The organism is Actinotalea fermentans (genome assembly GCF_007991475.1).
Classification (GTDB): Bacteria; Actinomycetota; Actinomycetes; order Actinomycetales; family Cellulomonadaceae; genus Actinotalea; species Actinotalea fermentans.
In genome coordinates this window covers 22,369-44,608 of sequence record NZ_BJYK01000012.1, presented here as the reverse complement: position 1 = coordinate 44,608, position 22,240 = coordinate 22,369, and the positions used below count along the sequence as shown (strand labels likewise).

At 74.7% G+C, this 22,240-nt stretch carries 16 protein-coding genes and 1 pseudogene; 10 read left to right on the top strand and 7 right to left on the bottom strand.

The window, feature by feature from the left end; translation table 11 throughout:
* Positions 1-67: 67 nt before the first annotated feature.
* Entirely contained in the window at positions 68-1,585 is a 1,518-nt protein-coding gene (locus AFE02nite_RS15885; protein ID WP_034247848.1) for a PucR family transcriptional regulator, read from the top strand.
* Positions 1,586-1,641: 56 nt separating this feature from the next.
* Here AFE02nite_RS15885 and AFE02nite_RS15880 read toward each other — a convergent pair whose 3' ends face one another.
* Positions 1,642-3,264 (bottom strand): MFS transporter, encoded by a 1,623-nt coding sequence (locus AFE02nite_RS15880; RefSeq protein ID WP_186814588.1) that lies wholly within the window; start codon positions 3,262-3,264, stop codon positions 1,642-1,644.
* Between the two features lie 120 nt (positions 3,265-3,384).
* Between AFE02nite_RS15880 and AFE02nite_RS17965 the strand changes: the two are divergent.
* Positions 3,385-3,570 (top strand): annotated as a pseudogene (locus AFE02nite_RS17965) (TetR family transcriptional regulator); the annotation flags it as partial.
* A gap of 143 nt (positions 3,571-3,713) precedes the next feature.
* Here AFE02nite_RS17965 and AFE02nite_RS17960 read toward each other — a convergent pair.
* Complete coding sequence (locus AFE02nite_RS17960; protein WP_034247847.1) at positions 3,714-5,645, bottom strand: bifunctional lysylphosphatidylglycerol flippase/synthetase MprF; 1,932 nt, start codon at positions 5,643-5,645, stop codon at positions 3,714-3,716.
* 95 nt (positions 5,646-5,740) lie between these two features.
* On the opposite strand from AFE02nite_RS17960, the gene AFE02nite_RS15865 reads away from it, so the two are divergent.
* On the top strand, positions 5,741-6,907 hold the full coding sequence (locus AFE02nite_RS15865) for an alpha/beta hydrolase (protein ID WP_052113918.1): 1,167 nt from the start codon (positions 5,741-5,743) through the stop codon (positions 6,905-6,907).
* A 14-nt stretch (positions 6,908-6,921) separates the two neighbouring features.
* Here AFE02nite_RS15865 and AFE02nite_RS15860 read toward each other — a convergent pair whose 3' ends face one another.
* Both AFE02nite_RS15860 and AFE02nite_RS15855 read right to left on the bottom strand, forming a co-directional pair.
* A complete protein-coding gene (locus tag AFE02nite_RS15860) occupies positions 6,922-8,022 on the bottom strand; it encodes a hypothetical protein (RefSeq protein ID WP_146820016.1) in 1,101 nt (366 codons plus the stop codon).
* A 94-nt stretch (positions 8,023-8,116) separates the two neighbouring features.
* Complete coding sequence (locus AFE02nite_RS15855) at positions 8,117-9,925, bottom strand: alpha/beta hydrolase-fold protein (RefSeq protein WP_146820015.1); 1,809 nt, start codon at positions 9,923-9,925, stop codon at positions 8,117-8,119.
* A gap of 403 nt (positions 9,926-10,328) precedes the next feature.
* On the opposite strand from AFE02nite_RS15855, the gene AFE02nite_RS15850 reads away from it, so the two are divergent.
* The 5 genes from AFE02nite_RS15850 to AFE02nite_RS15830 all read left to right on the top strand — a co-directional run bounded on the left by AFE02nite_RS15850 (position 10,329) and on the right by AFE02nite_RS15830 (position 15,856).
* A complete protein-coding gene (locus tag AFE02nite_RS15850; RefSeq protein ID WP_052114024.1) occupies positions 10,329-11,399 on the top strand; it encodes a LacI family DNA-binding transcriptional regulator in 1,071 nt (356 codons plus the stop codon).
* A gap of 39 nt (positions 11,400-11,438) precedes the next feature.
* On the top strand, positions 11,439-12,617 hold the full coding sequence (locus AFE02nite_RS15845) for an ROK family transcriptional regulator (RefSeq protein ID WP_146820014.1): 1,179 nt from the start codon (positions 11,439-11,441) through the stop codon (positions 12,615-12,617).
* A 185-nt stretch (positions 12,618-12,802) separates the two neighbouring features.
* Positions 12,803-14,134, top strand: coding sequence for a hypothetical protein (locus AFE02nite_RS15840; RefSeq protein ID WP_146820013.1), 1,332 nt, complete (start codon positions 12,803-12,805; stop codon positions 14,132-14,134).
* 164 nt (positions 14,135-14,298) lie between these two features.
* Complete coding sequence (locus AFE02nite_RS15835; RefSeq protein WP_034249013.1) at positions 14,299-14,712, top strand: YciI family protein; 414 nt, start codon at positions 14,299-14,301, stop codon at positions 14,710-14,712.
* A 10-nt stretch (positions 14,713-14,722) separates the two neighbouring features.
* On the top strand, positions 14,723-15,856 hold the full coding sequence (locus AFE02nite_RS15830; protein ID WP_146820012.1) for an RNA polymerase sigma factor: 1,134 nt from the start codon (positions 14,723-14,725) through the stop codon (positions 15,854-15,856).
* Between the two features lie 104 nt (positions 15,857-15,960).
* On the opposite strand, the gene AFE02nite_RS15825 is transcribed toward AFE02nite_RS15830, so the two are convergent.
* Positions 15,961-17,586, bottom strand: coding sequence for a methyl-accepting chemotaxis protein (locus AFE02nite_RS15825; protein WP_034249229.1), 1,626 nt, complete (start codon positions 17,584-17,586; stop codon positions 15,961-15,963).
* Positions 17,587-17,734: 148 nt separating this feature from the next.
* Between AFE02nite_RS15825 and AFE02nite_RS15820 the strand changes: the two genes are divergently transcribed.
* Positions 17,735-18,211: a PPOX class F420-dependent oxidoreductase gene (locus AFE02nite_RS15820; protein ID WP_034249230.1), complete on the top strand. Its 477-nt coding sequence runs from the start codon at positions 17,735-17,737 to the stop codon at positions 18,209-18,211.
* Here the strand turns inward: AFE02nite_RS15820 and helR are convergent.
* A complete protein-coding gene (helR, locus tag AFE02nite_RS15815; protein ID WP_261765668.1) occupies positions 18,138-20,354 on the bottom strand; it encodes an RNA polymerase recycling motor ATPase HelR in 2,217 nt (738 codons plus the stop codon). The two genes, AFE02nite_RS15820 and helR, sit on opposite strands and share 74 nt — an antisense overlap.
* 217 nt (positions 20,355-20,571) lie before the next feature.
* Between helR and AFE02nite_RS15810 the strand changes: the two genes are divergently transcribed.
* On the top strand, positions 20,572-20,997 hold the full coding sequence (locus AFE02nite_RS15810) for a DUF3237 domain-containing protein (RefSeq protein WP_052113754.1): 426 nt from the start codon (positions 20,572-20,574) through the stop codon (positions 20,995-20,997).
* 33 nt (positions 20,998-21,030) lie between these two features.
* Here the strand turns inward: AFE02nite_RS15810 and AFE02nite_RS15805 are convergent, their stop codons facing one another.
* Positions 21,031-22,092, bottom strand: a complete 1,062-nt coding sequence (locus tag AFE02nite_RS15805) for a LacI family DNA-binding transcriptional regulator (RefSeq protein WP_034246890.1) — start codon at positions 22,090-22,092, stop codon at positions 21,031-21,033.
* Between the last annotated feature and the right edge of the window lie 148 nt (positions 22,093-22,240).

Here is a 22,240-nt window from a genome sequence, read left to right as displayed (position 1 = left end):
GGCGCTGCGTCCGCTTCGGACGGCGTTTGAGACGGGCATTGTCCTGAAAGGACAACAGGAGAGGGCCATGGCGACAGTCACGGTGCGCGAGATCATGACTCTCGCCCCCTTGCACGGGACCTACGTCCTGGCGGGTGCGAGCGGTCTGGACCGGGTGGTCACCGGGGTCAACGTCATGGAGGTCCCGGACATCGAGCGGTACGTCAAGGAGGGCGAGCTCCTCCTGACCACCGCCTACCCGGTGCGGGACCGGCCCGAACGCCTCGTGGAGCTGCTGCCCGTCCTGCACGCGCGGGGCCTGGCCGGCCTGGCCATCAAGCCCCTGCGCTACCTCGAACGCCTGCCGGACGGTCTCACCGAGCGCGCGGACGAGCTCGGCTTCCCGGTCCTCGTCGTGCCCGACGACACGTCGTTCAACGAGGTCATCGGCGCCGTCCTCGCCGTCGTGCTCGCCGAGTACGGCGCGGAACCGGCGCGGACGGAGGCCATCCGCGAGCGGCTGACCGGCATCGCCCTGTCCGGCGGCGGTCTGGAGGAGATCGCCCGGACCCTCTCCGCCGCGCTCGACCGCTCCGTGACGATCGTGGACCACGACGCGATCGTGCTCGGTGGGCAGGCCGGCCCGGTCGCGGGTGGCGGCGACGACGGCGACGGCGACGGCGACGACGCCGCGCACGGGCGCTGGCAGTTCCCGATCACCGTGGCCGGGGTGCCGCGCGGGCGCGTGCTCGTCGGCGGGCAGGACGAACCGACGCTCGGGCAGCGGCGCCTCATCCGCCAGGCGTGCTTCGCCGCCGGGATGCACATCGCCCAGGCGCTCGCGAGCATCGAGCTCGACCGGCGGCTCGGCGTGGTGTTCCTCGAGGAGCTCGTGGCGGGGACCCGCCTGGACGACGCGGCGCTCCGGCGTCGGGCGCGGCTGTTCGGCTGGGATCTCGAGGGGGCGACGGTCGTCGTGGTCGCCGCCTGCTCGGCCGAGCCCGCCGAGGCGGAGCTGCAGGCGGTGGTCCGTCGCGTCCTGGGCCCGCGCGCGGTGGCCTGGCTACGCGGGACGCAGGTGGTGGCGATCGCGCCCGTCGCCGACGCGCGGTCCGCCGTCACGACGCCGGAGGAGGCGCTCGTCGGGGCGCTCGAGGGGACGGGCGCGGGGCGCGCCGTCGTCGCGTCGGGGGCACCGGCCGCGGACCTGACGCAGCTGCCCGTGAGCCACGCGACGGCGCAGGAGGCGCTGCGGATCGCGCACGTGACGCACCGCACCGCGGCCCGGCACGCCGACCTCGGCTTCGAGCGGCTCGTGCTGAGCCTGCCGCGGGCCGAGCTGCTCGCGTTCGTCGAGGACCAGGTCGGGCCCCTGCTCGCGCACGACGAGCACGGCGACGGCGACCTGTGCCGCACGCTCGACGTGGTGCTGGGTCTGGGCAACGCCGCCGAGGCCGCCCGGCGGCTGTTCGTGCACTACAACACGATGAAGCACCGGCTCCAGCGGATCGGCGACCTGCTCGGGGCGGACCTGCACGACCCTCGCACGCGACTCGCGCTCGCCCTCGCGCTCGAGGCGCGGCGGCTCGTGGCGGCCGCGCACTGACGGCGCCCGGTGGACCGTGGGGTCCCCGGGCGCCGACGGTGCGGGTCTGCTGACTCTCAGTGCTGGGCCGTGCCCGCGCCGCGGGGCCGGCGGCGGGACGCCGAGGAGGCGGCGGCGTCACCGGCAGCCTCCGGCGGGGTGTGCGGGAGCGCGAACGTGGCGGCGAGGCCGATGAGCAGGACGCCCGCGGCGATGCCCGTGGTGATCCGGCTCGCCTGCACCAGGGCCTCCTCGGCGTCGACGGCGGCGTCGGCGGTCGCGGGGTTCGCGACGAGCGCCGGGATGCCTGCGCCGGCCGTGTCGTGCACCAGCGTGACCACCTGGTCCTGCTGCTCGGGCGGGAGGCCGGAGTCGGCGAGCCGGTCGCTGGTCTGGGACGTCGTCGTGGCGATGAGGAGGCCGCCGAGCAGGGCGACGCCGAGGGCCGAGCCGAGCTGACGGATGGTGGTCTGGAAGCCCGACGCCTGGCCGCTCTCGGCGACCGGCACGTCCACGAGGATGACGCTCGTCAGCTGTGCGGTGGCCATGCCGACGCCGACGCCGTAGAGGAAGAGCCAGACGGCGAGCAGCACGCTCGAGATGGACGTGCTGAGGGTGACGGCCAGCCCGGCGATGGCCAGGGCCTCGAGGCCGAGACCCACGCGGACGACGGCCGTCTGGCCCATCCGGGCGGCGAGGCGGGGGGTGGCGCCGGAGACGAGGAAGGTGCCGAGCGCCAGCCACAGGAGGAGCCACCCGGTGCCGAGTGCCGTGTAGCCGAGCGCGCCCTGCAGGAGCAGCGGCAGGGTGAACAGCAGGCCGAACTCGCCGAGCGCGACGATGAGCGCCGCGATCACGCCGAACCGGAACGAGCGGATGCGCAGCAGGCCGAGGTCGACCAGGGCGACCTTCCCGGCGAGCACCCGCCGCTTCTCGACGGCGACGAACGTGGCGACCAGGGCGACGCCGATCACCAGGGCGAACGGGACGGGCGAGAGGCCGCCGGAGGCGCTCGTCCACCAGCCGTAGTAGTCGCCCTGGATGAGGCCGAAGACGATGCCCGCGAGGCCGAGGCTCGACAGCAGCACGCCGGGGACGTCGGAGCCGCGGACCAGTGTCGTGTCGCGCGTCTCGTCGAGGGTCTTGACGATGCCGACGAGGGCGAGCAGCCCGAACGGGATGTTCAGCCAGAACGCCCAGCGCCAGCTCACGTCGGTGGCCAGCCACCCGCCGACGAGCGGGCCGACGGCGGCCATGCCGCCGATGGTCGAGCCCCAGATGGCGAAGGCGATCCCGCGGGTGCGGCCGTGGAACATCGCGTTCAGCGTGGACAGCGTGCTGGGCAGCACCATCGCCGCGCCGAGCCCCTGGACGAAGCGTGCGGCGATGAGCATGGCCGGGCCGGTCGCGGCTCCGGCGAACAGGCTCGCCGCCATGAAGACCACCAGGCCGATGCCGTACATCCGCCGCCGCCCGTACAGGTCACCGAGCCGCCCGACGGTGAGCATGAGGGACGCGAACACGAGCGAGTAGATGGCGTTCATCCACTGCGCACCCGAGGCGTCGAGCCCGAGGTCCTCGATGACCACCGGGAGCGCGACGTTGACGATCGTCGCGTCCATGATCACGAGGGAGACACCCAGGGACAGGGTGCCCATCGCCAACCAGTGACGACGAGGGATGGGGGCGTTCTCCGACATCGACGTGCTCCTCGAGGAAGACAGGAACGGCCGGGCGCGATCCCGACGCGACTGACGGTAACATGCCGACACAGGTGTCGGGAAATTGCCAGGTGGCGCTTCGTTGGACACAATGGCCAGATGCCCCGGATCGAGGCTCCCACCGTCGCGGAGCACCACGTGATGCGCCGCAGCGCGCTCGTGGCCGCCGCGCGGGAGCTGCTCGCCACCGGCGGTGCCTCGGCCGTGACGCCCGCCGCGGTCGCCGCCCGGGCCGGCCTGGCGCGCACGAGCGTCTACCAGTACTACCCGTCGACGGGCGCCCTCGTCGCCGCGGCGGTCGAGGCGACGTTCGCCGAGGGGAACGAGGCGCTGGCGGCGGCCACCGACGACGGGGACCCCCGGGCGCGCATCCACGGCTACGTCCGCCAGGCGCTGCTCCTGGCGGCGCGCGACCACGGCCCGTTCCGTCAGCTCTCGTTCGTCGACCTCCCCCCGGAGTGCGTCGCACGGGTACGCGAGCTGCACGCCGCGATGCTGGCTCCGCTGCGCTCCGCGGTCGAGGACCTGGGCGTCCGCGACGCCGCCCTGGGCACGGCCCTGGTCTTCGGCGCCGTCTCGGCGGCCGCCGAGGTGGTCGAGCGCGGCGCCGACGCCGAGGAGACGGCGTCGCGCGCTCTCGCGTTCATCGACGCGGGACTCGACGCCGCCCGCTGACCTCCCGCCGGGCCGAGGAACCGCCCGAGCACGGGCACCTCGGTCACGCCCTCGGCGCCGGCCATCACCAGCGCCTGCGTGGCGACGAACTCGACGGCGTCGACGACGACGAACCTCGGCTCCCAGCGGGGACCGAACTTCTCGTTGAAGGAGGACAGCGAGGCCATCTGCGTGCGCTCCGACATCTGCAGCAGCATGGAGCGGAGCTGGGCCGACCAGGGTCCCGTCGGCGCGCCCTCGAGCCGCTCGCGCAGCACCGCGAAGTTCAGGCTGAGGCCGTGCTGTCCCCGGCGGGCCACCTCGGCGATCGTCGCCACGACGCACGCGTCCATGACGCCGTTCGGCACGTCGTCGGCGATCCGGCGGCGCATGACGTCCAGGGACCAGCCGTCGACGCCCGGCGCGGGCACCCACTGGCAGAAGGCCTCCACGCGGCCCGCCGGGTTGCGTGTGACGGCGAGCAGGAGCCCGGTGTCGGCCGGGTCGAAGAGCCGCGACAGCGTCATGGAGAAGCCGCGCTCGGCGCCGCCGCGACGGCTGTCGTCGCACATCGCGAGGATCTGCGCGCGCAGGTCGGCATCGACGGCCGCGGGGTCGTGGAACGTCGTCGTGCAGCCGGCGCGGGCCACCCGGTGCACCGCCTGGCGGAGCGCGCGCCGCGCCCGCCCGTCGAGCGAGAAGTCGGGGCAGTCGACGACGGCCTCGTCGCCCAGGTAGACGGCGCGCAGGCCGCTGGCCTCGTACATCGGCACGGTCGCCGCCGTCGCCCCGAGCACCGCGACGGACCAGCCGTGCTCCTCGGCGTGTGCGAGGAAGTCGACCCAGGCGCCGAGCCGCTCGTCGGGGGGCCCGACGGGATCGGGGGAGACCAGGCAGACGCCCGACCGGACCGTGTGCGCGACCAGCGTGTCACCGGAGAAGTACCAGTCCTTGTCGTCGCGCAGCGCGAAGTAGTCGAGCGTGCCCGCCGACCATCGCTGCACGACGCCGCGCGCCCGCTCCCGCTCCTCCCGGTGCTCGGCGGCCGTCGGGCGCCGCGGCGGGTGGGGCGACGCGAGCACCCACAGCGTGGCCCCGGCCAGCGCGAGGACCGTCGCCGTCGCCATCGGTGTCGCGAGGTGCTCGCCGAGCAGCAGGCCGCGCGGCGCCTGGCCGTGGTCGTGGCGGACCAGCATGCTCAGCCCGACGGACACGCCGACGACGACGCCCGTCACGGGCAGACCCCAGGCGAGCACCCGTCGCACGACGGCGCGTGCGGGACGCACGGGGAACGCCTCGCGCCGCCGGGCGAGCCACGCCGCACCCAGCCCCGTGGCGATCGCCTCCGCGAGGTCCGGGCCCTTCGTCAGGTGCAGGATCGTGGACGCGCCGAGCAGGGCCAGCGTGACCGCCCACGCGAGGCGCTGCCCCCGGCGCAGCCCGCGGGAGGTCAGCAGCAGTCCGACGGAGACCCACACGAGCGTCGTCCCCGCGGTGCGCGAGAGCAGGTGCGGCTGACCCGGGACGAGCGGCAGCAGGGCGTCGACCGCCCGCAGCTCGCGCCAGGCGGGCCGGGACACCGCGGAGACCAGGCCCAGGACGCCGAGCACGCCCATGACGCGCGCCGTGAGCGCACGCGTGCGCACCCGGCGGCGGTGCGCGCGGATGCCGGACGGGAGCTGGCTCGGCCCGATCGCCCGCGTCATGCCCCCGACGGTCGCGGGCCTGGCTGAGCGGACGCTGAGGATCCTCTCAGCGTCCGCCAAGCGCACGCTGGGCCGACCCGACCTAGCGTCGCGACGTGACGACTGGATCCGGGACGCTGCCGCCGGGCTTCTCGACCACCCACGGGGGCTGGGTCGCCTCGATGCCGGTCGCCGTCGTGGTCGTCCTGGTGGCGATCGCGCTCGCGGTGGTCGCCGTGCTCGTGCGCCGACGGGCGCGTCGTCGTGGGGGGCGGGCGCGCTCGCCGTGGCTGCTGTGGCCCGCCGCCGTCCTGGCTCTGGTGGTGGGCGTCGCCGTCGGGGTCAACGCCTGGGCCGGCTACCTGCCCGACGTGATGGCGGTGCGGACCTGGCTCGCCGGGCAGGGCATCGGGACGTCGCCCCTGACGGCCGCTGCGACGCGCGAGGGCTCCACGACGTCGGGCGCCGTCCAGCGGGTCGCGGTCGACGCCCCCGCCGGGCTGGGCGTGCAGGACGACCCGATGTGGGTCTACACGCCGCCGGGCTACGACCCCGACCATGCGCGCTACCCGGTGGTGTACCTCATGCACGGCTCGCCGGGGACCCCGGCGGACTGGTTCGCGGGCGGGGACGCCGCAGCCACGCTGGACGCCCTCATCGACGCCGGCAGCATCCAGCCGGTGCTCGTCGTCGCCCCGGACCTCGACGGCACGCACAGCACCGACACCGAGTGCCTGGACTCCACCACCGGCGGGCCCCAGGTGGAGACGTACCTGCTCGACGTCGTCGTGCCGTACGTCGACGCCCACTACGCGACCGTCGCCGACCGGTCGGGCCGGGCCGTCGGCGGCATGTCGTCCGGCGGGTTCTGCGCCGTGGACCTCGGCCTGCACCACCAGGACGTCTTCTCGGCGATCGCGGCGATCGAGCCGTACACCGAGCCCGGCGACGGCGGCCGCGCGATGCTCGCGACGCAGGCCGAGTTCGACCGGCACGACGCCGCGCACTACCTGCCCGGGCTGGAGTTCGCGCACCCGATGCACGTGTTCGTCGACATCCCCGGCGCGGCGCGCGACACCATCAGCGGACGCGAGTCCGCGGCCCTGGTGCGGATGCTCGAGGACGCGGGCCAGGACGTGCACGTGCGGACCGAGCCCGGCCAGGGGCACACGTGGACGACGGCGCGGCTCGCGCTGCCGTACGCGCTCGTGGACCTCGTCCCGGACCTCGCGCCCGGTCCGGCCACCACGGCCGGGGCCGCGAGGTCGGCGTCCCCGCCGTGAGCCGGCCCGGCTGGTCAGGCGTCCCGCGCCTCCACGGGCTCCGGGGCACCGGCCGCACCGGCGGCCGTGGCGGCCGCGACCGCCGCGTCGATCCGGGCCTGCACCCGGGCCGCGCTCCGTCGCCGCGCCCGACGGGCGAGGAGCACCCCGGCGACGAGGGCGAGCAGCAGGGCCAGCTGTGACCACGGCACGGTCCAGACCGTGAACGACGCCGTCGCCGGCGACAGGGCCGCGCCACCGAGGTCGTCCTCCCCGACGACGACGGGCGTCACCGTGACCTCGCCCCACGCCATGACCAGGGGCGGGACGGCGACCTCGACGGTGCTCGTCGTCGTCGTGCCGGGCAGCACCTCGCGCTGCTCGTCGGCCGCCGAGGTGGGTGCCACGCCCGCGGGCCCGGCCAGGGACGTCGTCGTGCGCGCGCCCAGGCGCACGTTGCCGGCGTTGGTGACGGTCGTCGTCACCGTCAGCGTGCCCGGCGCGAAGGGGTTCCAGGACGGTGTGTAGGAGGCGGTGACCGTCTCGGGTGCCAGTGCGGCGGCGACGTCGCCGGACACCCGCAGGTGCACCCGCACACCGACCCGGGACGTGAGCTGGACCGCGCTGCCGGCCCCCTGGACGAGCTCGGCGACCACGCCGGCCGGGTGGTCGCCGGGGGTGGCCTGCGCCGGGACGGCGATCCCGACCGGCACCAGGGCGGTCGCGCCGGCGGCCAGCTCCAGGACCAGGCCGCCGCCGTCGCGAGCCTGCGCCCCGTCGACCGGCCCGACGGTGATCCAGGCGCCGCCGTCGACGGGCGCCTGCCCCGAGGCGAGGACGTCGAAGCTGCCGTCGGCGGTCACGACGCCGTCGCTGGCGTACACCGCGAACGTCGCGGGGCGGTCGCTGAAGTTCGTCAGGGCGACCAGGTCGTCGGCGCGAGCCCCGCCGTCGACGACGTGGCGCAGCGAGATCCGTCCGTCCGGGCCGTCGGCGGTGGCCGGCTGCAGGGCCCAGGTGGTCGACGTCGCGGGGTCGGGTGCGACCGCCGCGGTCGCCGTCGGGGCCGCGGCGACGGGCAGGCCCAGGACGGAGCCGAGAACCACGGCGAGCAGGGACAGGGCGCGGAGCGGCACGGCAGCCTCGATCCTCCTCGGGCGGGCCGAGTGGCCGGCCGGCGGGTGCCGGCCGGCCACACGGACCTGCAGGGGTGGGTCTCCCGTCGACGGGTCAGTCGACGGGGAACAGGGACAGGGTGAGCATGCCGGTGTAGGTGCCCGGCTGGGTGTCGGTGGGGACCTCGAGGGTGAGGTCGGCACCGAGGGTGGCGGTTCCCCAGCGTCCTTGGGTGTCGGCGGAGGCGAGCCGGGCCGGGGTGGCCAGGCCGGGTCCGCCGTCCAGGACGGTGGTGATGGTGGCGCCGGCGTTCAGGCCGGGTCGTGGGGTGAGTACCTTCGGGGTCCAGCCGAGGTGGTCGGCGGTCAGTGGGCGGCTGGCCGAGGTGAAGGTGTCGGCCTGGCCGGAGACGGCCCATCCGCCGGTGCCGGCCTGGGTGGCGGTGCGGGAGTCGGTGATCTTGACCTCGGGCAGGGTGCCGGTCATGCGCAGGCGGTCGCCGACGTTCTCGGGCGCGGACAGCTGGACGGCCTCGCCGAAGTCGGCGACGGTGAGCGCGAGCGCGCCGTCCTCGCCCTCGGGGATCTCGGCCTGGATCGGCACGCCGTCACGGGTGTCGGCGTTCGCCCACAGGTAGTCGCGGGCGTAGATCGTGAACAGCTGGCCGGCGGTCATGCCGTCGTGCGCACCCGGCACCTGGGCCGTGGCGGCCGGGATGCCGCGCGACCGGAAGTTGTCCGCGATGGCGTTCGCGGACGCGAGGGTGCCCTCGAAGACGCCGTTGCCCAGGAACACCGACATCCCGTTCTCGCCGACGGCGGCCGCGATCGCGTCGAAGTTCGCCTGGGTCAGCGACGGGTTGCCCGAGAAGTGCCCGTAGTACCCGAACGTCGTCGGGTAGGAGTTCATCACGAACCCGCCGGTCGAGCCGCCGTAGGAGAAGCCGCCGTAGGCGCGGCCCTCGCGCTCGTCGGCCACGTTGTAGTGCTCCTCCATGTACGGGAGGATCACCTGCACCAGGTTGTCCGCGGCGTTCTGCCGGTTGTACGAGGCGAAGTTCAGCCCGGTGCCGGTGAAGTGGTTGCCCATGGTGACCACGACGGTCGGCTCGATCTCGCCCCTGGCCTGCATGTTGTCCAGGATGTTGGGCACGTTCGCCGGGACCATGAAGTCGGTCTCGTCGCCGAAGATCCCGTGCGAGAGGTAGACCACCTTGTAGGGCTCGGGCCGGTCGGCGTCGTAGCCCGGCGGCAGGTAGATGCCCAGGTAGTGGCCGTCGTCGCCGAGGATGGTCGTGTACTCCTCGTAGTGCACGGAGCCACGGTCGGCCGGGTCGGCGGCGGGCAGCTCGTACTGCGCGCGCTGCTCGAGCACCGGGTCGGCCTGCTTGGGGTCGTACGGGACGTAGACGGCGCCGAGGACGTCGTTGTTCCGCACGCGGAACGACGCGTCACCCGGCGGGCGGGGGTGCGACGAGGCGGGGTCCCAGATGCGCTTGTTCACCCAGCCCTGCGTGGGGTCCCAGACCCGGTACCAGTAGCTGAGCGCGCCCGCGTGCAACGGCAGGGAGACCGACCAGTTGCCGTCGGCGTCCTTGGTCATGTCGCGCAGGAACTCGGTGCCGCCCGACGCGTACCGGCCCGGCTGGAACTGCTCGGGCTGGTACCGCGTCGTACCCGTGCCGATGCCGAGCAGGGTGAGGTCGCCGGCCAGGCGGACCTGCGTGGCGTCGGGGTTGTGGTAGACGAACGTCACGGTGTACCCGGTGGGGGAGTCGGGGTTCGGGGTGACCGTCGCCCCTTGCGCAGGTGACGTGTCTGCGAGTGCGGGCGGCGCGAGCGCCATCCCGGCGGCCCCCAGGGAGAGGGTGGCGACCAACGACGCGAGGGCACGGCCTCTGCGCCTTCCGACGGGCATGTTCATCTGGCTACTCCTTCGTAGTCTCACTGCCTGGTCGTCGCGCGTCTGCGTAGCGGCAGCCTCGGGGGCCGGTGCGCCTCACCTCCGTTCCTGGGGTCCGCCCGCATCCACGGTTCGACGGCGGCGCGGGCCGCCGTCGGGTGCCTGACGGTGTGCGGTGGCGTCGGTCGTGGTGAGGGCCGCGTCGTGGGGGATGGGTGTGCACGCGGATCTCCGTTGATCGTCGGCCAGCCGCCCGGGCGTCAGTTCTGGGCAAGGTACAACGTTATATCGCCGAATGGAACCCTTCCGTGGCATCTCGTCCGGGCGGTGCCGATGTGCCCGATGGGTCCCACGGGAACCCTCCGGACTCTGCGCGCGCGAGTGCGGCCCGTCGGGACCGGCCGCGGCCTACGATGACGGTTCTATGGCCCAGTCCCAGCGTCCGGCGGACCGGCCGCACGGGAGGCAGGCGGCGCGCGTGACGCTCGCCGAGGTCGCCAAGGCGGCCGGGGTGTCGGTGGGCGCCGTCTCGCAGGTGCTCAACGACAACCCGAACAGCCGCATCTCGCCCGAGGCGCGCGCCCGCATCGTGGCCGCGGCGCGCGACCTCGGCTACCGGCCGAACATGATCGCTCGCACGCTGCGGACGTCCCGGAGCCACACGTTCGGCTTCGTCTCCGACGCGGTGACGATCACGCGCTTCGCGAGCGGCATCCTGCGAGGCGCCCTGGCGGCCGCGCGCGCGGAGGGCTACTTCCTGCTCATCGCCGAGACGGCGGGCGACGCGCGGCAGGAGGAGGAGGCGATCGCCTCCCTCGCCGACCGCGGCGTCGACGGCATCGTGTTCGCCGCCATGAAGTCCCGCTCCTCGGGCACCCACGCGACGCGCGGCATCCCGACCGTCAACGTCAACCTGGCCGGGGACGGCGGCGCGACGTCGATCCTGCCGGACGAGCACGCAGGGGGCCGCACGGCCGTCCGCACCCTCGTCGAGGCGGGGCACCGCGGCGGCATCGCGCTCGTGGGCCACGACTTCCGGCTGCCGGTCGACGGCGGCATCGCGCTGACCGCCCGACGGCGGTTCGCGGGCATCGCCGACGAGATGGCGGCGCACGGGCTGGACTTCACCGACCAGCAGGCGTGCGCGGACTGGCAGCCCGAGCAGGGGTACGCGGCCGCGCGCCGGATGCTCCGGCGCGGATCGGTCACCGCCCTGCTGTGCCTGAACGACCGGCTCGCGTTCGGGGCCTACCAGGCCGTCACCGAGGCGGGTCTGCGCATCCCCGAGGACGTCTCGGTGATCTCCTTTGACGACGACGAGCTGGCGACGGCGCTGCGCCCGGGGCTCACCACCGTGGCGATCCCGCACGAGCGCATGGGCGCGCTCGCGATCGAGGCGCTGACCTCGCCTGCCGAGCCTGCGGTCGAGGTCCTGGTCCCGATGCCGATCCACGTCCGTGCCTCGGTCGCGGCGCCTCCCGCCGCGCGCACGTGACGCGGGTCGCGCCGCAGGTGGGCGGCTAGCATCCGCGCCATGAGCGCTCCGTCCGGCGTGTCCGGGTCCGCACCTCGGGCCGTCCTGGGTCGCCTTGCCGACGGTCGTGGCCGGACGGCCGGCGAGCTCGCCGCCGAGACCGGGCTGGCGCGCAGCACGGTGGTGCACGCCCTGAACCGGCTGGTCGCCGCCGGCACCGTGGAGCCCGGGGCCGCCGGCCTGCGCGGGCGCGGTCGCCCGGCCCGGACGTGGGCCCTGACCGCCCGCCCGGGGCCCCTCGCCGTCGTGGTGGCCGCCGCGCACGGGTCGCTGGCGGCCGTGGTGACGAGCGAGGGCGACGTGCTCGCGCTGCGCGACGCCGGGCCGATGGTCGTCGAGGTGGACGGCCTGCGCCCGGAGCCGGTGCTGGCCGCGCTGGACGAGGTCCTCGCGCAGGCGGGCGTCGCACCGGCGGACCTGTCGATGGCCGTGGTGGGCGTGCCGGGGCAGTCCGCGTTCGGCGCGACGTCGGCGGCGGCGGCGCCGTCGCCGAGCGGCCACCTGCGCCGCTTCGGGACCTGGGCGGGCCGCCCGCCCGCCCAGGTGCTGGGGGAGCGGCTCGGCTGCGCCGTGCACACCGAGAACGACGCGAACCTCGCCGCCCTGGGCGAGGCCGTCTTCGGCGCCGCCCGCGGCATGCCGACGGTCCTGCACGTCAGCCTCGCGTTCGGCACGGGGTCGGGCCTGGTGCTGGACGGGCGGCTGCACCGCGGGCGCTCGGGGCTGGCCGGCGAGATCGGTCACCTGCACGCCGACGACGACGGCCGGCTGTGCCACTGCGGGGCGCACGGCTGCTTCTGGCAGACCCAGAGCGTGCCCGCTCTGCTCGAGGCCCTGGCCGAGGCCCACGGCCGCCCGTTCACCCAGCCCGACGTCGCGCGCGGGGTCGACGACGACGACCCGGACGTGGTCAGGGCGCTGCTCGGCTTCGGGCACGCGCTCGGGCGGCGCCTCGCCGACGCGATCGTGTTCCTCGACCCGCACGCCGTCGTGGTGGACGGCAGTCTCGGGCCCGCCAGCCGCGTGGTCGCCGACGGCGTCCGGGAGGCGATCCGGCGGTACGCCCCGCCGACCATGGCCCGGGGGGCGACGGTGCTCGTCGGCGCCTTCGGGGAGCAGGCGTACGCGCTCGGGGCGGTGGCCCTGGCGCGCTCGGAGCACCTCTTCGCGCGCCGGTAGCCGGCGCTCAGGGTGCGGTCCGCCTGAGCTCGACCGCGCCCTCCTTTACGACAAGATCGGCGAATATCCCCACCTCTGACGGCACGTCTTTCGTCTATTGACACGGTCATGATCGGGTCAATACGGTCCGGATGGGTCGCCACGCAGGGCAACGACGCCGGGCCGGCCCAGAGGGAGGTTCACCCATGTCCACACGACTGACGTCCGCCCGGGCCCGAGGGGTGGCGGTCGGCGCCGCCGCAGCCGTCTCGCTCCTGGCGGTCACCTCCGCCTCCGCCGGAGCAGCGGGCCAGCCCGAGTCGGGGATCCGCAACGTCATCCCCATCACCGAGATCCTGTCCTACGGGCAGAAGGTGACGGCCGTCGCCGTCGAGTACGCCGCCGACGTGAACCCGCGCACGCTCGATCTCGACACCTTCACGGTCTCGGACAGCCTCTACAACTTCCGCTTCAACCCGATCGCCGACCTCACGGACCCCGCGAAGCGCGGGGACCGCACCGTGACCGCGATCTACACCAACGACACGCCCTCGCTCGAGCCCGACCAGCAGTCCGACCGGGGCCGGTACGTGATCATCGAGCTGGACCCGATGGATCCGGGCGGCAGCACCGTGATCGCCTGGAACGGTGGCGTCAAGGTGAACCCCGACCTGCAGACCCGCGTGGTCCAGAACGCGGACGTGCGCGCGCAGGCCGGCAACGGCCAGGGCAACGGCCCGCTGCTCGCCAAGGCCTCCGCCACCGAGCTGACGCCCACCCAGCCCGCGGTGAACCTGCTGTACGACGACTTCACCTTCGAGCGGTTCATGACCGCCTCGGGGACCGACGTCCCCTACGCCTTCTGGGTGCCCGAGGACTACGACCCGGCGCAGCAGTACCCCGTCGTCGTGATCCTGCCCGGCCAGGGCCAGGGCCTCCTCCCGAACGCCGCCGGCGAGGACAACGAGGGGGTCCAGGTGGCCTCCGACATCCCCGCCACCGCCTGGCTGCAGGAGGAGTGGACCGGCACGGACGAGGACGTCATCGTGCTCGCGGTGCAGAACCGCCGGGTCGGCAGCGCCACCCAGCAGTCGGAGCTCATGGTCGAGCTCGTGACCTGGTTCACCGGCCAGTACTCGATCGACCCCGACCGCATTTACGCGTCGACCGTCTCCTACGGGTCCACGCTCGCCTGGGCCGCCCTGACGAACCACCCCGGCCTGTTCGACGGCGTCCTCCTGACCGGAGGCTTCGCCGCGAGCCAGGCCCAGGCGGACGCGATCGCGGCCTCGGGCACCCCGGTCTGGATCACGCACGGAACGGGTGACCACCTGCTGCGGGTGACCACCACCGGGCAGGCGTCGTTCAACCGCATCTGGAACGCCTACATGGCGCTCGGCAAGACCCCGGCGCAGGCGACCGCGCTGGTCAAGTACACCGAGTACCCGCTGGCCGCCTTCTACGAGCCGGACCAGCACCTCGCCGCCGCACCGACCTACGAGGACTCCTCGATCCTGCGGTGGCTCCTGGCGCAGTGACGCGCGCCACCCCGTGACACGGGCCCCCGGTCGCCTCGGCCGGGGGCCCGTTCCACGTGTCCGGCACTGGCGACCCGACCGATGTCGAGAACCGCGCGCCTGCACCGTCCCAGGGGTGTGCCGCCGACAATGGCGCCACGCGTCGATCGACCGGAGGACCCACGATGGCCAAGTACCTGCTGCTCAAGCACTACCGCGGCGGCCCGGAGCAGATGCCCAACGCGCGCACCCCGATGGACCGGTGGACGCCGGACGAGGTCGGCGCGCACATCGCGTTCATGGAGCACGTCGCCGACGTGCTGCGGGAGCGCGGGGAGTTCGTCGACGCCCAGGCGGTCTCGCCCGAGGGCGCGTTCGTGCGGTTCGACGGCGCGGGCCGGCCGCCCGTGACCGACGGGCCCTTCGCGGAGACCAAGGACCTGATCGCCGGCTGGATGATCATCGACGTCGAGTCCGTCGAACGGGCGCACGAGGCGGCGGCCTTCCTGTCGTCCGCTCCCGGACCGGGTGGCGCCCCGCTCCAGGAGTGGATCGAGGTGCGCCCCTTCCTCGAGATGCCGCCCACGGTGACGGACTGACGCGCATCCCGTGGACGACCTGGTCCGGGAGCTGATCCCGCAGGTGATCGGCCTCCTCGTCCGCCGCGGAGCAGGCTTCGCGGCGGCCGAGGACGCCGTCCAGGAGGCGCTCGTCGAGGCCGTGCGCCGCTGGGACGACGACCCGCCCACGGACCCGAAGGGCTGGCTGGTCACCGTCGCGTGGCGCAAGCTCGTCGACGCCGGACGGTCCGAGGCCGCCCGTCGCGCCCGCGAGGAGCGGGTGGCCGACGAGCCGCCGCCCGGCCCTGCCGAGCAGGCCGACGACACCCTGCTGCTGCTCTTCTGGTGCTGCCATCCGGCACTGACGCCCGCCTCCGCGGTGGCGCTCACGCTGCGCGCCGTCGGCGGCCTGACGACCCGGCAGATCGCCGAGGCGTACCTGGTGCCGGAGGCGACGATGGCGCAGCGGATCAGCCGCGCGAAGCGCGCGCTCGCGGACGAGGAGCTCGGGCGGCCAGGCGACCTCCGGGCGGTCCTGAAGGTCCTGTACCTGATCTTCAACGAGGGCTACACCGGCAAGGTCGACCTGGCGGCCGAGGCCATCAGGCTGACCCGGCTGCTGGCCCGGGCCAGCGACGAGCCCGAGGTCGCCGGGCTGCTCGCGCTGATGCTGCTGCACCACGCCCGGCGTGCCGCCCGGTGGTCCGCGGACGGCGCCCTCGTCCCGCTCGCCGAGCAGGACCGCGCGTCGTGGGACACCGGGCTCGTCGCCGAGGGCGTGGCCGTGCTCCAGGCGGCGCTGGCCCGTGACCGGCTGGGCGAGTACCAGGCGCAGGCCGCCATCGCGGCGCTGCACTGCGACGCCGCCTCGGCCGAGGAGACCGACTGGCCGCAGATCCTGCAGTGGTACGACGAGCTGCTGCGGCTGACGGGCTCGCCCGTCGTCGCCCTCAACCGCGCCGTCGCCGTGGGCGAGGTGGACGGCGCGCTCGCGGGCCTGGCCGCGCTCCGCGGGGTGCCCGACGGCGTCCCGCGCCGCGCTGCCGTCGCCGCCTGGCTGCACGAGCGGGCGGGCGACGTCGGGAGGGCCGCGGCGCTGTACGCGCAGGCGGCGGCCGCCGCGAGCAACGCCGCCGAGCGCGACCACCTCACGCGGCAGGCGGCCCGGCTGGCGACCCGCTGACGGGCCGCCGTCGGCGCACGCGCCCGCCTTCACCGGCTGACGAGCGAGAACGGCCCTCCCGGTCCTGGGACCGGGAGGGCCGCGTCCGTACGGCTGCGGCGTCCTCAGACCCTGAAGCGCCCGACGAGCTCGTCGAGGTGCTGCGCGCCGCGCGCGAGCTCGTCCGCCGAGGACCGGACCTGGTCGATGGTGCCGACCATCGTCTGCGACGTGCCCGCGATCGACAGCACGTTCTCGGCGATCGTCGAGGCGCCGACGGCGGCCTCGGAGACGCTGGCAGCCATCGCGGTGGTCGTCGCGCTCTGCTCCTCGACCGCACCGGCGATCGAGCTCTGGTGGTCGTTGACCTGGCCGATCACCGTCGTCGTCGTGGAGATCGCGGCGACCGCCGTGTCGACGTCGGCCTGGATCTGGCTGATCCGCGACGTGATCTCCTCGGTTGCCTTGGCGGTCTCCTGCGCGAGCTCCTTGACCTCGCCGGCGACGACGGCGAAGCCCTTGCCGGCCTCGCCCGCGCGGGCGGCCTCGATGGTCGCGTTGAGGGCCAGGAGATTCGTCTGCTGCGCGATCGTGTTGATCAGGGCGACGACGCCGCCGATGGCGGCCGACGACTCGCCGAGGCGGCCGATCGTGGTGTTCGCGTCGTCGGTGCTGGCGACGGCGGTCTGGCCGGCGTTGCTCGCGTCGCTGGCGCTGCGCGCGATCTCGTGGATCGAGGCGCCCATCTGCTCGCTCGCGGCCGCGACCGTCTGCACGCTGGAGGACACCTGCTCGGCCGCGGCCGCGGCCATCGACGCCTGCTGGGCCGCGTCCGCGGACTGGCGCGTCATCTCGGCCGCGATGACGGACAGCTCCTGCGCAGCAGCCGACGACGTCGCCGCGCTCTCGCTGATCTGGCGCACGAGCGTGGCGATGTTGCCCACGAAGCGGTTGAACACGGTCGCCAGCGCGCCGATCTCGTCCCGTCGCGAGTCGTCGACGCGCTGGGTCAGGTCGCCGTCGCCGTCCGCGATCTCGCGCAGTCGTGCGGTGAGGCTGTTCACCGGCCGGGTGATGCTGCGGGTCAGGAACAGGGCCAGCACGATGACGATCAGGACGACGGCCGACGTGCCACCGAGCACCGCGACCGACGTCGTCGCCGCGCTCTGGTCCGCGCTCTCGGCGCGCTCGGCGAGCAGCGCCCGCTCGGCGCCGACGATCTCGTCGATGATGCCGCGGATCTGGTCCATGACGGCCTTGCCCTGGTCGGTCAGCACGATCTCCTGGGCCGCCTCGAAGCCGTCCTGGTCGCGGACGTCGATCGTCTCCTGCATCTCGGCGAACTTGGCCTGGACGAGGGGCTCGAGCGCGTCGAGCCGGGCCTGCTGCTCGGCGTTGTCGATCGTCAGCTCGCGGACGCTCGCGACCGCCTCGGCGAGCGCGGCCTGCGCGGCGGTGTAGGGCTCGAGGTAGGAGCGCACGCCCGTGATCAGGTAGCCGCGCTGCCCGGTCTCGGCGTCCTTGAGCGCCGAGGTGATCGCGTCGGTGCCGTCGAGCACCTCGTGCGTGTGCTCCACCCAGTCGCTGTTCTCGACGAGGGCCTGGGTGTTCGTGTAGGACACGGCGCCGATCGCCGTCATGAGGACCACGACGAGCGCGAACCCGGCCGCGAGGCGGCGTCCGATCGTCCAGCTCCAGCCGCGCGCCGGCGGCGCCGTGGTGGGGGTGAGGGCGGGGGCGTTCTCCGGCACGGGGTCTCCCTGGTTGCGCTGATCGACTTCCCGGGACATCGGCCGACGTCGACGGCGTGTGAGCGTTAAGCACGGGTGAACGGCGGGAAACGCGCGGGCCGCCGAGCCCGGCGAGCAGGCCGACGAGCCCCCCGCCTAAGGTCGTGGCATGGCCCGCACCATCGCGACGTCGCGCACCGTCGACCTCCCCGAGCTCCTCGCCTTCGTCCGCCCCCGGCACCACCTGCTCCTCGTCACGACGCGCGGCGACGGGCGACCCCAGGTCTCGCCGGTGAGCGGCGGCGTGGACGACGCCGGGCGGATCGTGGTCTCGACCTACCCCGCCCGGGCGAAGGCGCGCAACGCCGAGCGTGACCCGCGGGTGTCGGTCGTCGTGCTCTCGGACGACTGGGACGGCCCCTGGGTGCAGGTCGACGGCGAGGCCGAGGTGCTGCACATGCCCCAGGCCGAGGACGCCCTCGTCGACTACTACCGGTGCATCGCCGGCGAGCACCCCGACTGGGCGGAGTACCGCGCCGCGATGCGCCTGCAGGGCAAGAGCCTGATCCGCGTCACGCCGACCCGGTGGAGCCCGATCGCCACGGGCGGCTTCCCGGCCGATGTGGCCGCGCGCCTGGACGGCTGAGCACCGCGAGGCGCTGCGTCGCGCGGGTCATCGACACGTAGCGGTCGACCGCGCCCGCGACGTCGTCGGCGCCCGCGCGGAAGGACTCGGGGTCGACGAGCACGACGAGGTCGAACTCGAGCCCCTTGACGAGCTCGGGCGGCAGCGAGCGGACGCGCTCGTGCTCCTCGAACGACGCGTCGCCGACGACGCACGCGACCCCCTCCGGGTGCTGCGCGAGCCACGCGGCGAGCAGCTCGTCGCGCTCGTCCGCGTGCCCGTGGTGCACCGGCACGCCCGTGCTGCGCACGGAGACGGGCACGTTCGCGTCGGGGACCACTGCACGGATCACGGCCTCGGCCTCGGCCATCACCTCCGCGGGCGTGCGGTAGTTGACGGTCAGCGTCGACGTGCGCACACCGGTCAGCCCCGCGCCCTCGAGCCGCTCCTGCCAGGTGCCGGCGAACCCGTGCCGTGCCTGCGCGCGGTCGCCGACCACGGTCAGGCTGCGCGACGGGCAGCGCCGCAGGACCATCGCCCACTCGGCGTCCGTGAGCTCCTGCGCCTCGTCCACGACGACGTGCGCGAAGGGGCCCGCGAGCGCGTCGCGGTCGTCGGGGGCGGCGTCGTCGACGAGGGCGTCCTGGAGGTCGCTGCCCCTGAGCATCGACATGAGGAGGAGGTCGGAGTCGTCGGCGGCGATGAGGTCCGCCGCGACCTCGGCCCGCCGCTCGCGCTCGGCCGCGGCCGCCGCGCGGCGACGCCGGTCGCGGCGCGCGGCCTCGGCGTCGCCCAGGCGGGCTCGTGCCGCGTCGAGCAACGGCAGGTCCGCGACGGTCCAGGCCGCGGGGTCCGCGCGCTGGAGGCGGGCGACGTCGTCGGGCGCGAGGTGCGGCGCGCAGAGCCGCAGGTACGCGGGGACCGTCCACAGGTCACCGACCAGGTCCGTCGCCTCGAGGAGCGGCCACGCGCGGTTGACCGCGCCCGCCAGGTCGCGGTCGCGGGCGAGCGCACGGCGCAGGACGCCCGCGTCGACCTCCTCGTCGCCGCCCAGCCGGTCGAGCACGATCTCCACGAGCGCGTCCCACACCTGTTCGCGCGCCTCGTTGTGCGGCGTGCCCGGCTCGGCTGCCTCGAACGCCTCCGCCCAGTCGGCCGGCCCGAGCTCGACGTCGGCCCACGGCGTCTCCACGGTGCACGGCTGCGTCGGCGGGCGCTCGTAGAAGGCCACCGCGCGGTCGATCGCGTCGACCATGCCCCGCGAGCCCTTGAGCCGCGCGACGGCGAGGTCCGGTTCGGCGGCGGCTGTCGCGCCCTCGGGCACCAGGTCGCGCAGCGTGCACGTCCGCACGCCCTCCTCGCCGAGGCTCGGCAGCACGTCGGCGACGTACGCCAGGTAGGGCTCGTGCGGTCCGACGACGAGGACGCCCCCGCGGCGGTGGCCCAGCCGGGGGTCGGCGTAGAGCAGGTACGCGGTCCGGTGCAGGGCCACGACCGTCTTGCCCGTGCCCGGCCCGCCATCGACCACGAGGGTGCCGCGCGAGCTCTCGCGGATGATGGCGTCCTGGTCCGCCTGGATGGTGCCGAGCACGTCGCGCATGCGGTCGCTGCGGCTCGCGGCGAGGCTCGCGACGAACGCCGACTGGTCGTCCAGAGCGGGGTGCGACGCGAGGTCCAGGCCGTCGGCGGAGAACACCTCGTCCCAGTAGTCGGCCACGCGCCCGTCCGCCCAGCGGTACCGGCGCCGGCTCGCGACGCCCATCGGGCGCGCGTGCGTGGCTCCGAAGAAGGGCTCCGCGGCGGGCGAGCGCCAGTCGACCAGCAGGCGCCGGCCGTCACGGTCGGTCAGCCCGACGCGACCGACGTACACGGGCTCGCCGCCGCCGTCGGGCACGGTGCGACCGAGGCAGAGGTCCAGGCCGAAGCGCCGCAGCGTGCGCAGGCGGGCGCTCAGCCGGTGGATCTCCTGGTCGCGTTCGAGCGCGGCGGTGCCGGCGCGGCCCGGGGCCAGGCGTGCGGCGTCGAGGCGCGCGGTCAGGTCGGCGACCGCGTGCTCGAGGGTCGTGGCGATGGCGGCGAAGTGCCGCTCGTCGTCGGCGACGAGGGCCGGGTCGGCCTTGGCGGCGAGGGCGGTGGGCAGGGCGAAAGCGCTGGCGGGGTTCACGACGCGCGGCTCCCGTGGGTCGGGGTGAGTGGGCGAGGCCGGCGATTCTCCGCGGGGAGGGGGGCCTTGCCGCAAGACCCCGGGTCGGCTATACGTTGACAGTGGCAAGGAGCGGTCGGCTCCTTGCCTTCGTCGTCTCCCCCTCCCGCCACCCGCCGAGCTCCGGTCTCGCGTGGGATGGGCGGGTGGCCGGCCGCCCGGCTGGCAGAATCCCCGCGTGACCGCGCTCGCGTCGACGCCCCTGTTCACCGCCGAGATCCTGCTCGGCCCGGTCGTCGAGGTCGGACCGACGCCCACCGGGTTCCGGCGGGTGATCCCGATCGTCGGCGGCACCGTGTCCGGCCGCCTGGCGGGCGAGGTGCTCCCGGGCGGGGCCGACTGGAACCTCGAGCGCCCCGACGGGTCCACCGAGCTCTGGGCCCGGTACGAGCTCCGGCTGGTCGACGGGACCGTCGTCTCGGTCGTCAACACCGCGCTGCTCGCACCCGGGGCGGACGTCCCGTTCCTCACGCACCCCGTCTTCGAGGTGGGCGACGACGGCCCGGTCGCCCTGCGCTGGGGCCTGTACGTGGGCGTCCTGACGCCGGCCGCCGACGGCGGTTCGGTGCACCTGGACGTCCTGCGGATGGCGCCGCCGGCGTGATGGCGCGGGCGGCGACCAGTGCGCGCCGCCGGCTCAGGAGCGGGGCGGAGCCACCGACTCGCGGGCGCGCAGCGGCATCGGGAGCCGGTGGACCCCGGCGGGCGCCGGGCCGCCGTCGCGCCGGGCCGCGATCGTCTCGAGGAGCAGCTCGACCGCGCGGTGCCCGAGGTCGTAGTGCGGGATCGCGAAGGTGGTCAGCCCCGGCCGCAGCCACTCGGCGACCGGTGCGTCGTCGAACGACACGAGGGACATGTCCTGCGGCACCCGGAGGCCGGCCTCGTGCAGTGCCTGGTAGGCGCCGAAGGCGAGGCGGTCGTTGAACGTGATGATCGCGGAGCCGGCGCCGTCGGCGGCGAGGATCCGCTGCGTGGCCGCCCAGCCGTGCTGCGGCAGCCAGTCCTCGTGCAGGTAGCCGCTGGTCGGTTCGAGCCCGGCGTCGGCGAGCACCTCGAGGATGCCCTGGAGGCGCTCCCGGCCGGCGACCGTGCCGGGCGGGGTGTCCTCGCGCCGGGGACCCGCGCCCACGAGGTGGATGGAGCGATGGCCCGCCTCGAGGAGCAGGCGGGCGGCCGCGCGTCCCGCCTCGAGCTCGTCCGGCACGACCGACGGGATGGTGGGGTGCGGCTCGCGGGGGAGCGCGTTGAGCAGGACGGCCGGACCGTGGTCCAGACCCGACGGGAGCCGCCGCGTCTGGGTGAACATCGAGGCGAGGACGACGCCGTCGACCTGCCGGTCCAGGAGCGCGTTGAGGAGCCGGCGCTCGACCTTCGGGTCGCCCTCGGACTCGGCGATGAAGAGCATGAGCCCGCGCTCGTGCGCGGCCTCGAGGGCGCCCTTGATGAGGTCGCCCGCGAGCTGGGAGGTCGCGACGGTGTCGGACACGAAGCCGAGCGCGAGGCTCGAGCCCCGGCGCAGGCCGACGGACAGGATGTTCGGCCGGTAGCCGAGCGACTCGGACACCTCGCGCACACGGTGCTGCACGGTGTCGGAGATGCGCAGCTCGTCGCCGCGCCCGGAGAGCACGAGCGACGCCGTCGTCGAGGAGACCCCTGCCGCGAGCGCGACGTCGGCGAGTGTGACCCTGCCTCGACCCACCTCACACCCCCTCGTCCGTGCGCATCGTAGTGGGGGAGCGGCGGCGCTCCGCCGTCGATCCCACCCCGCCGAGTGGAACGAAAGTGCGGTGGTTCGGCGTCGAGTGGAACGACGGTGGAGCGCGGCGTTCCACTCTGCGGGGATGGGG

Bases quoted from the DNA above. Each gene is read 5' to 3' on its own strand.
- AFE02nite_RS15880 (WP_186814588.1), bottom strand. From the start codon at position 3,264: ATGTCGGAGAACGCCCCCATCCCTCGTCGTCACTGGTTGGCGATGGGC.
- AFE02nite_RS15840 (WP_146820013.1), top strand. From the start codon at position 12,803: ATGTCCACACGACTGACGTCCGCCCGGGCCCGAGGGGTGGCGGTCGGC.
- AFE02nite_RS15855 (WP_146820015.1), bottom strand. From the start codon at position 9,925: ATGAACATGCCCGTCGGAAGGCGCAGAGGCCGTGCCCTCGCGTCGTTG.
- AFE02nite_RS15820 (WP_034249230.1), top strand. From the start codon at position 17,735: ATGGCCCGCACCATCGCGACGTCGCGCACCGTCGACCTCCCCGAGCTC.
- AFE02nite_RS15850 (WP_052114024.1), top strand. From the start codon at position 10,329: ATGGCCCAGTCCCAGCGTCCGGCGGACCGGCCGCACGGGAGGCAGGCG.
- AFE02nite_RS15845 (WP_146820014.1), top strand. From the start codon at position 11,439: ATGAGCGCTCCGTCCGGCGTGTCCGGGTCCGCACCTCGGGCCGTCCTG.
- AFE02nite_RS17960 (WP_034247847.1), bottom strand. From the start codon at position 5,645: ATGACGCGGGCGATCGGGCCGAGCCAGCTCCCGTCCGGCATCCGCGCG.
- AFE02nite_RS15885 (WP_034247848.1), top strand. From the start codon at position 68: ATGGCGACAGTCACGGTGCGCGAGATCATGACTCTCGCCCCCTTGCAC.
- AFE02nite_RS15835 (WP_034249013.1), top strand. From the start codon at position 14,299: ATGGCCAAGTACCTGCTGCTCAAGCACTACCGCGGCGGCCCGGAGCAG.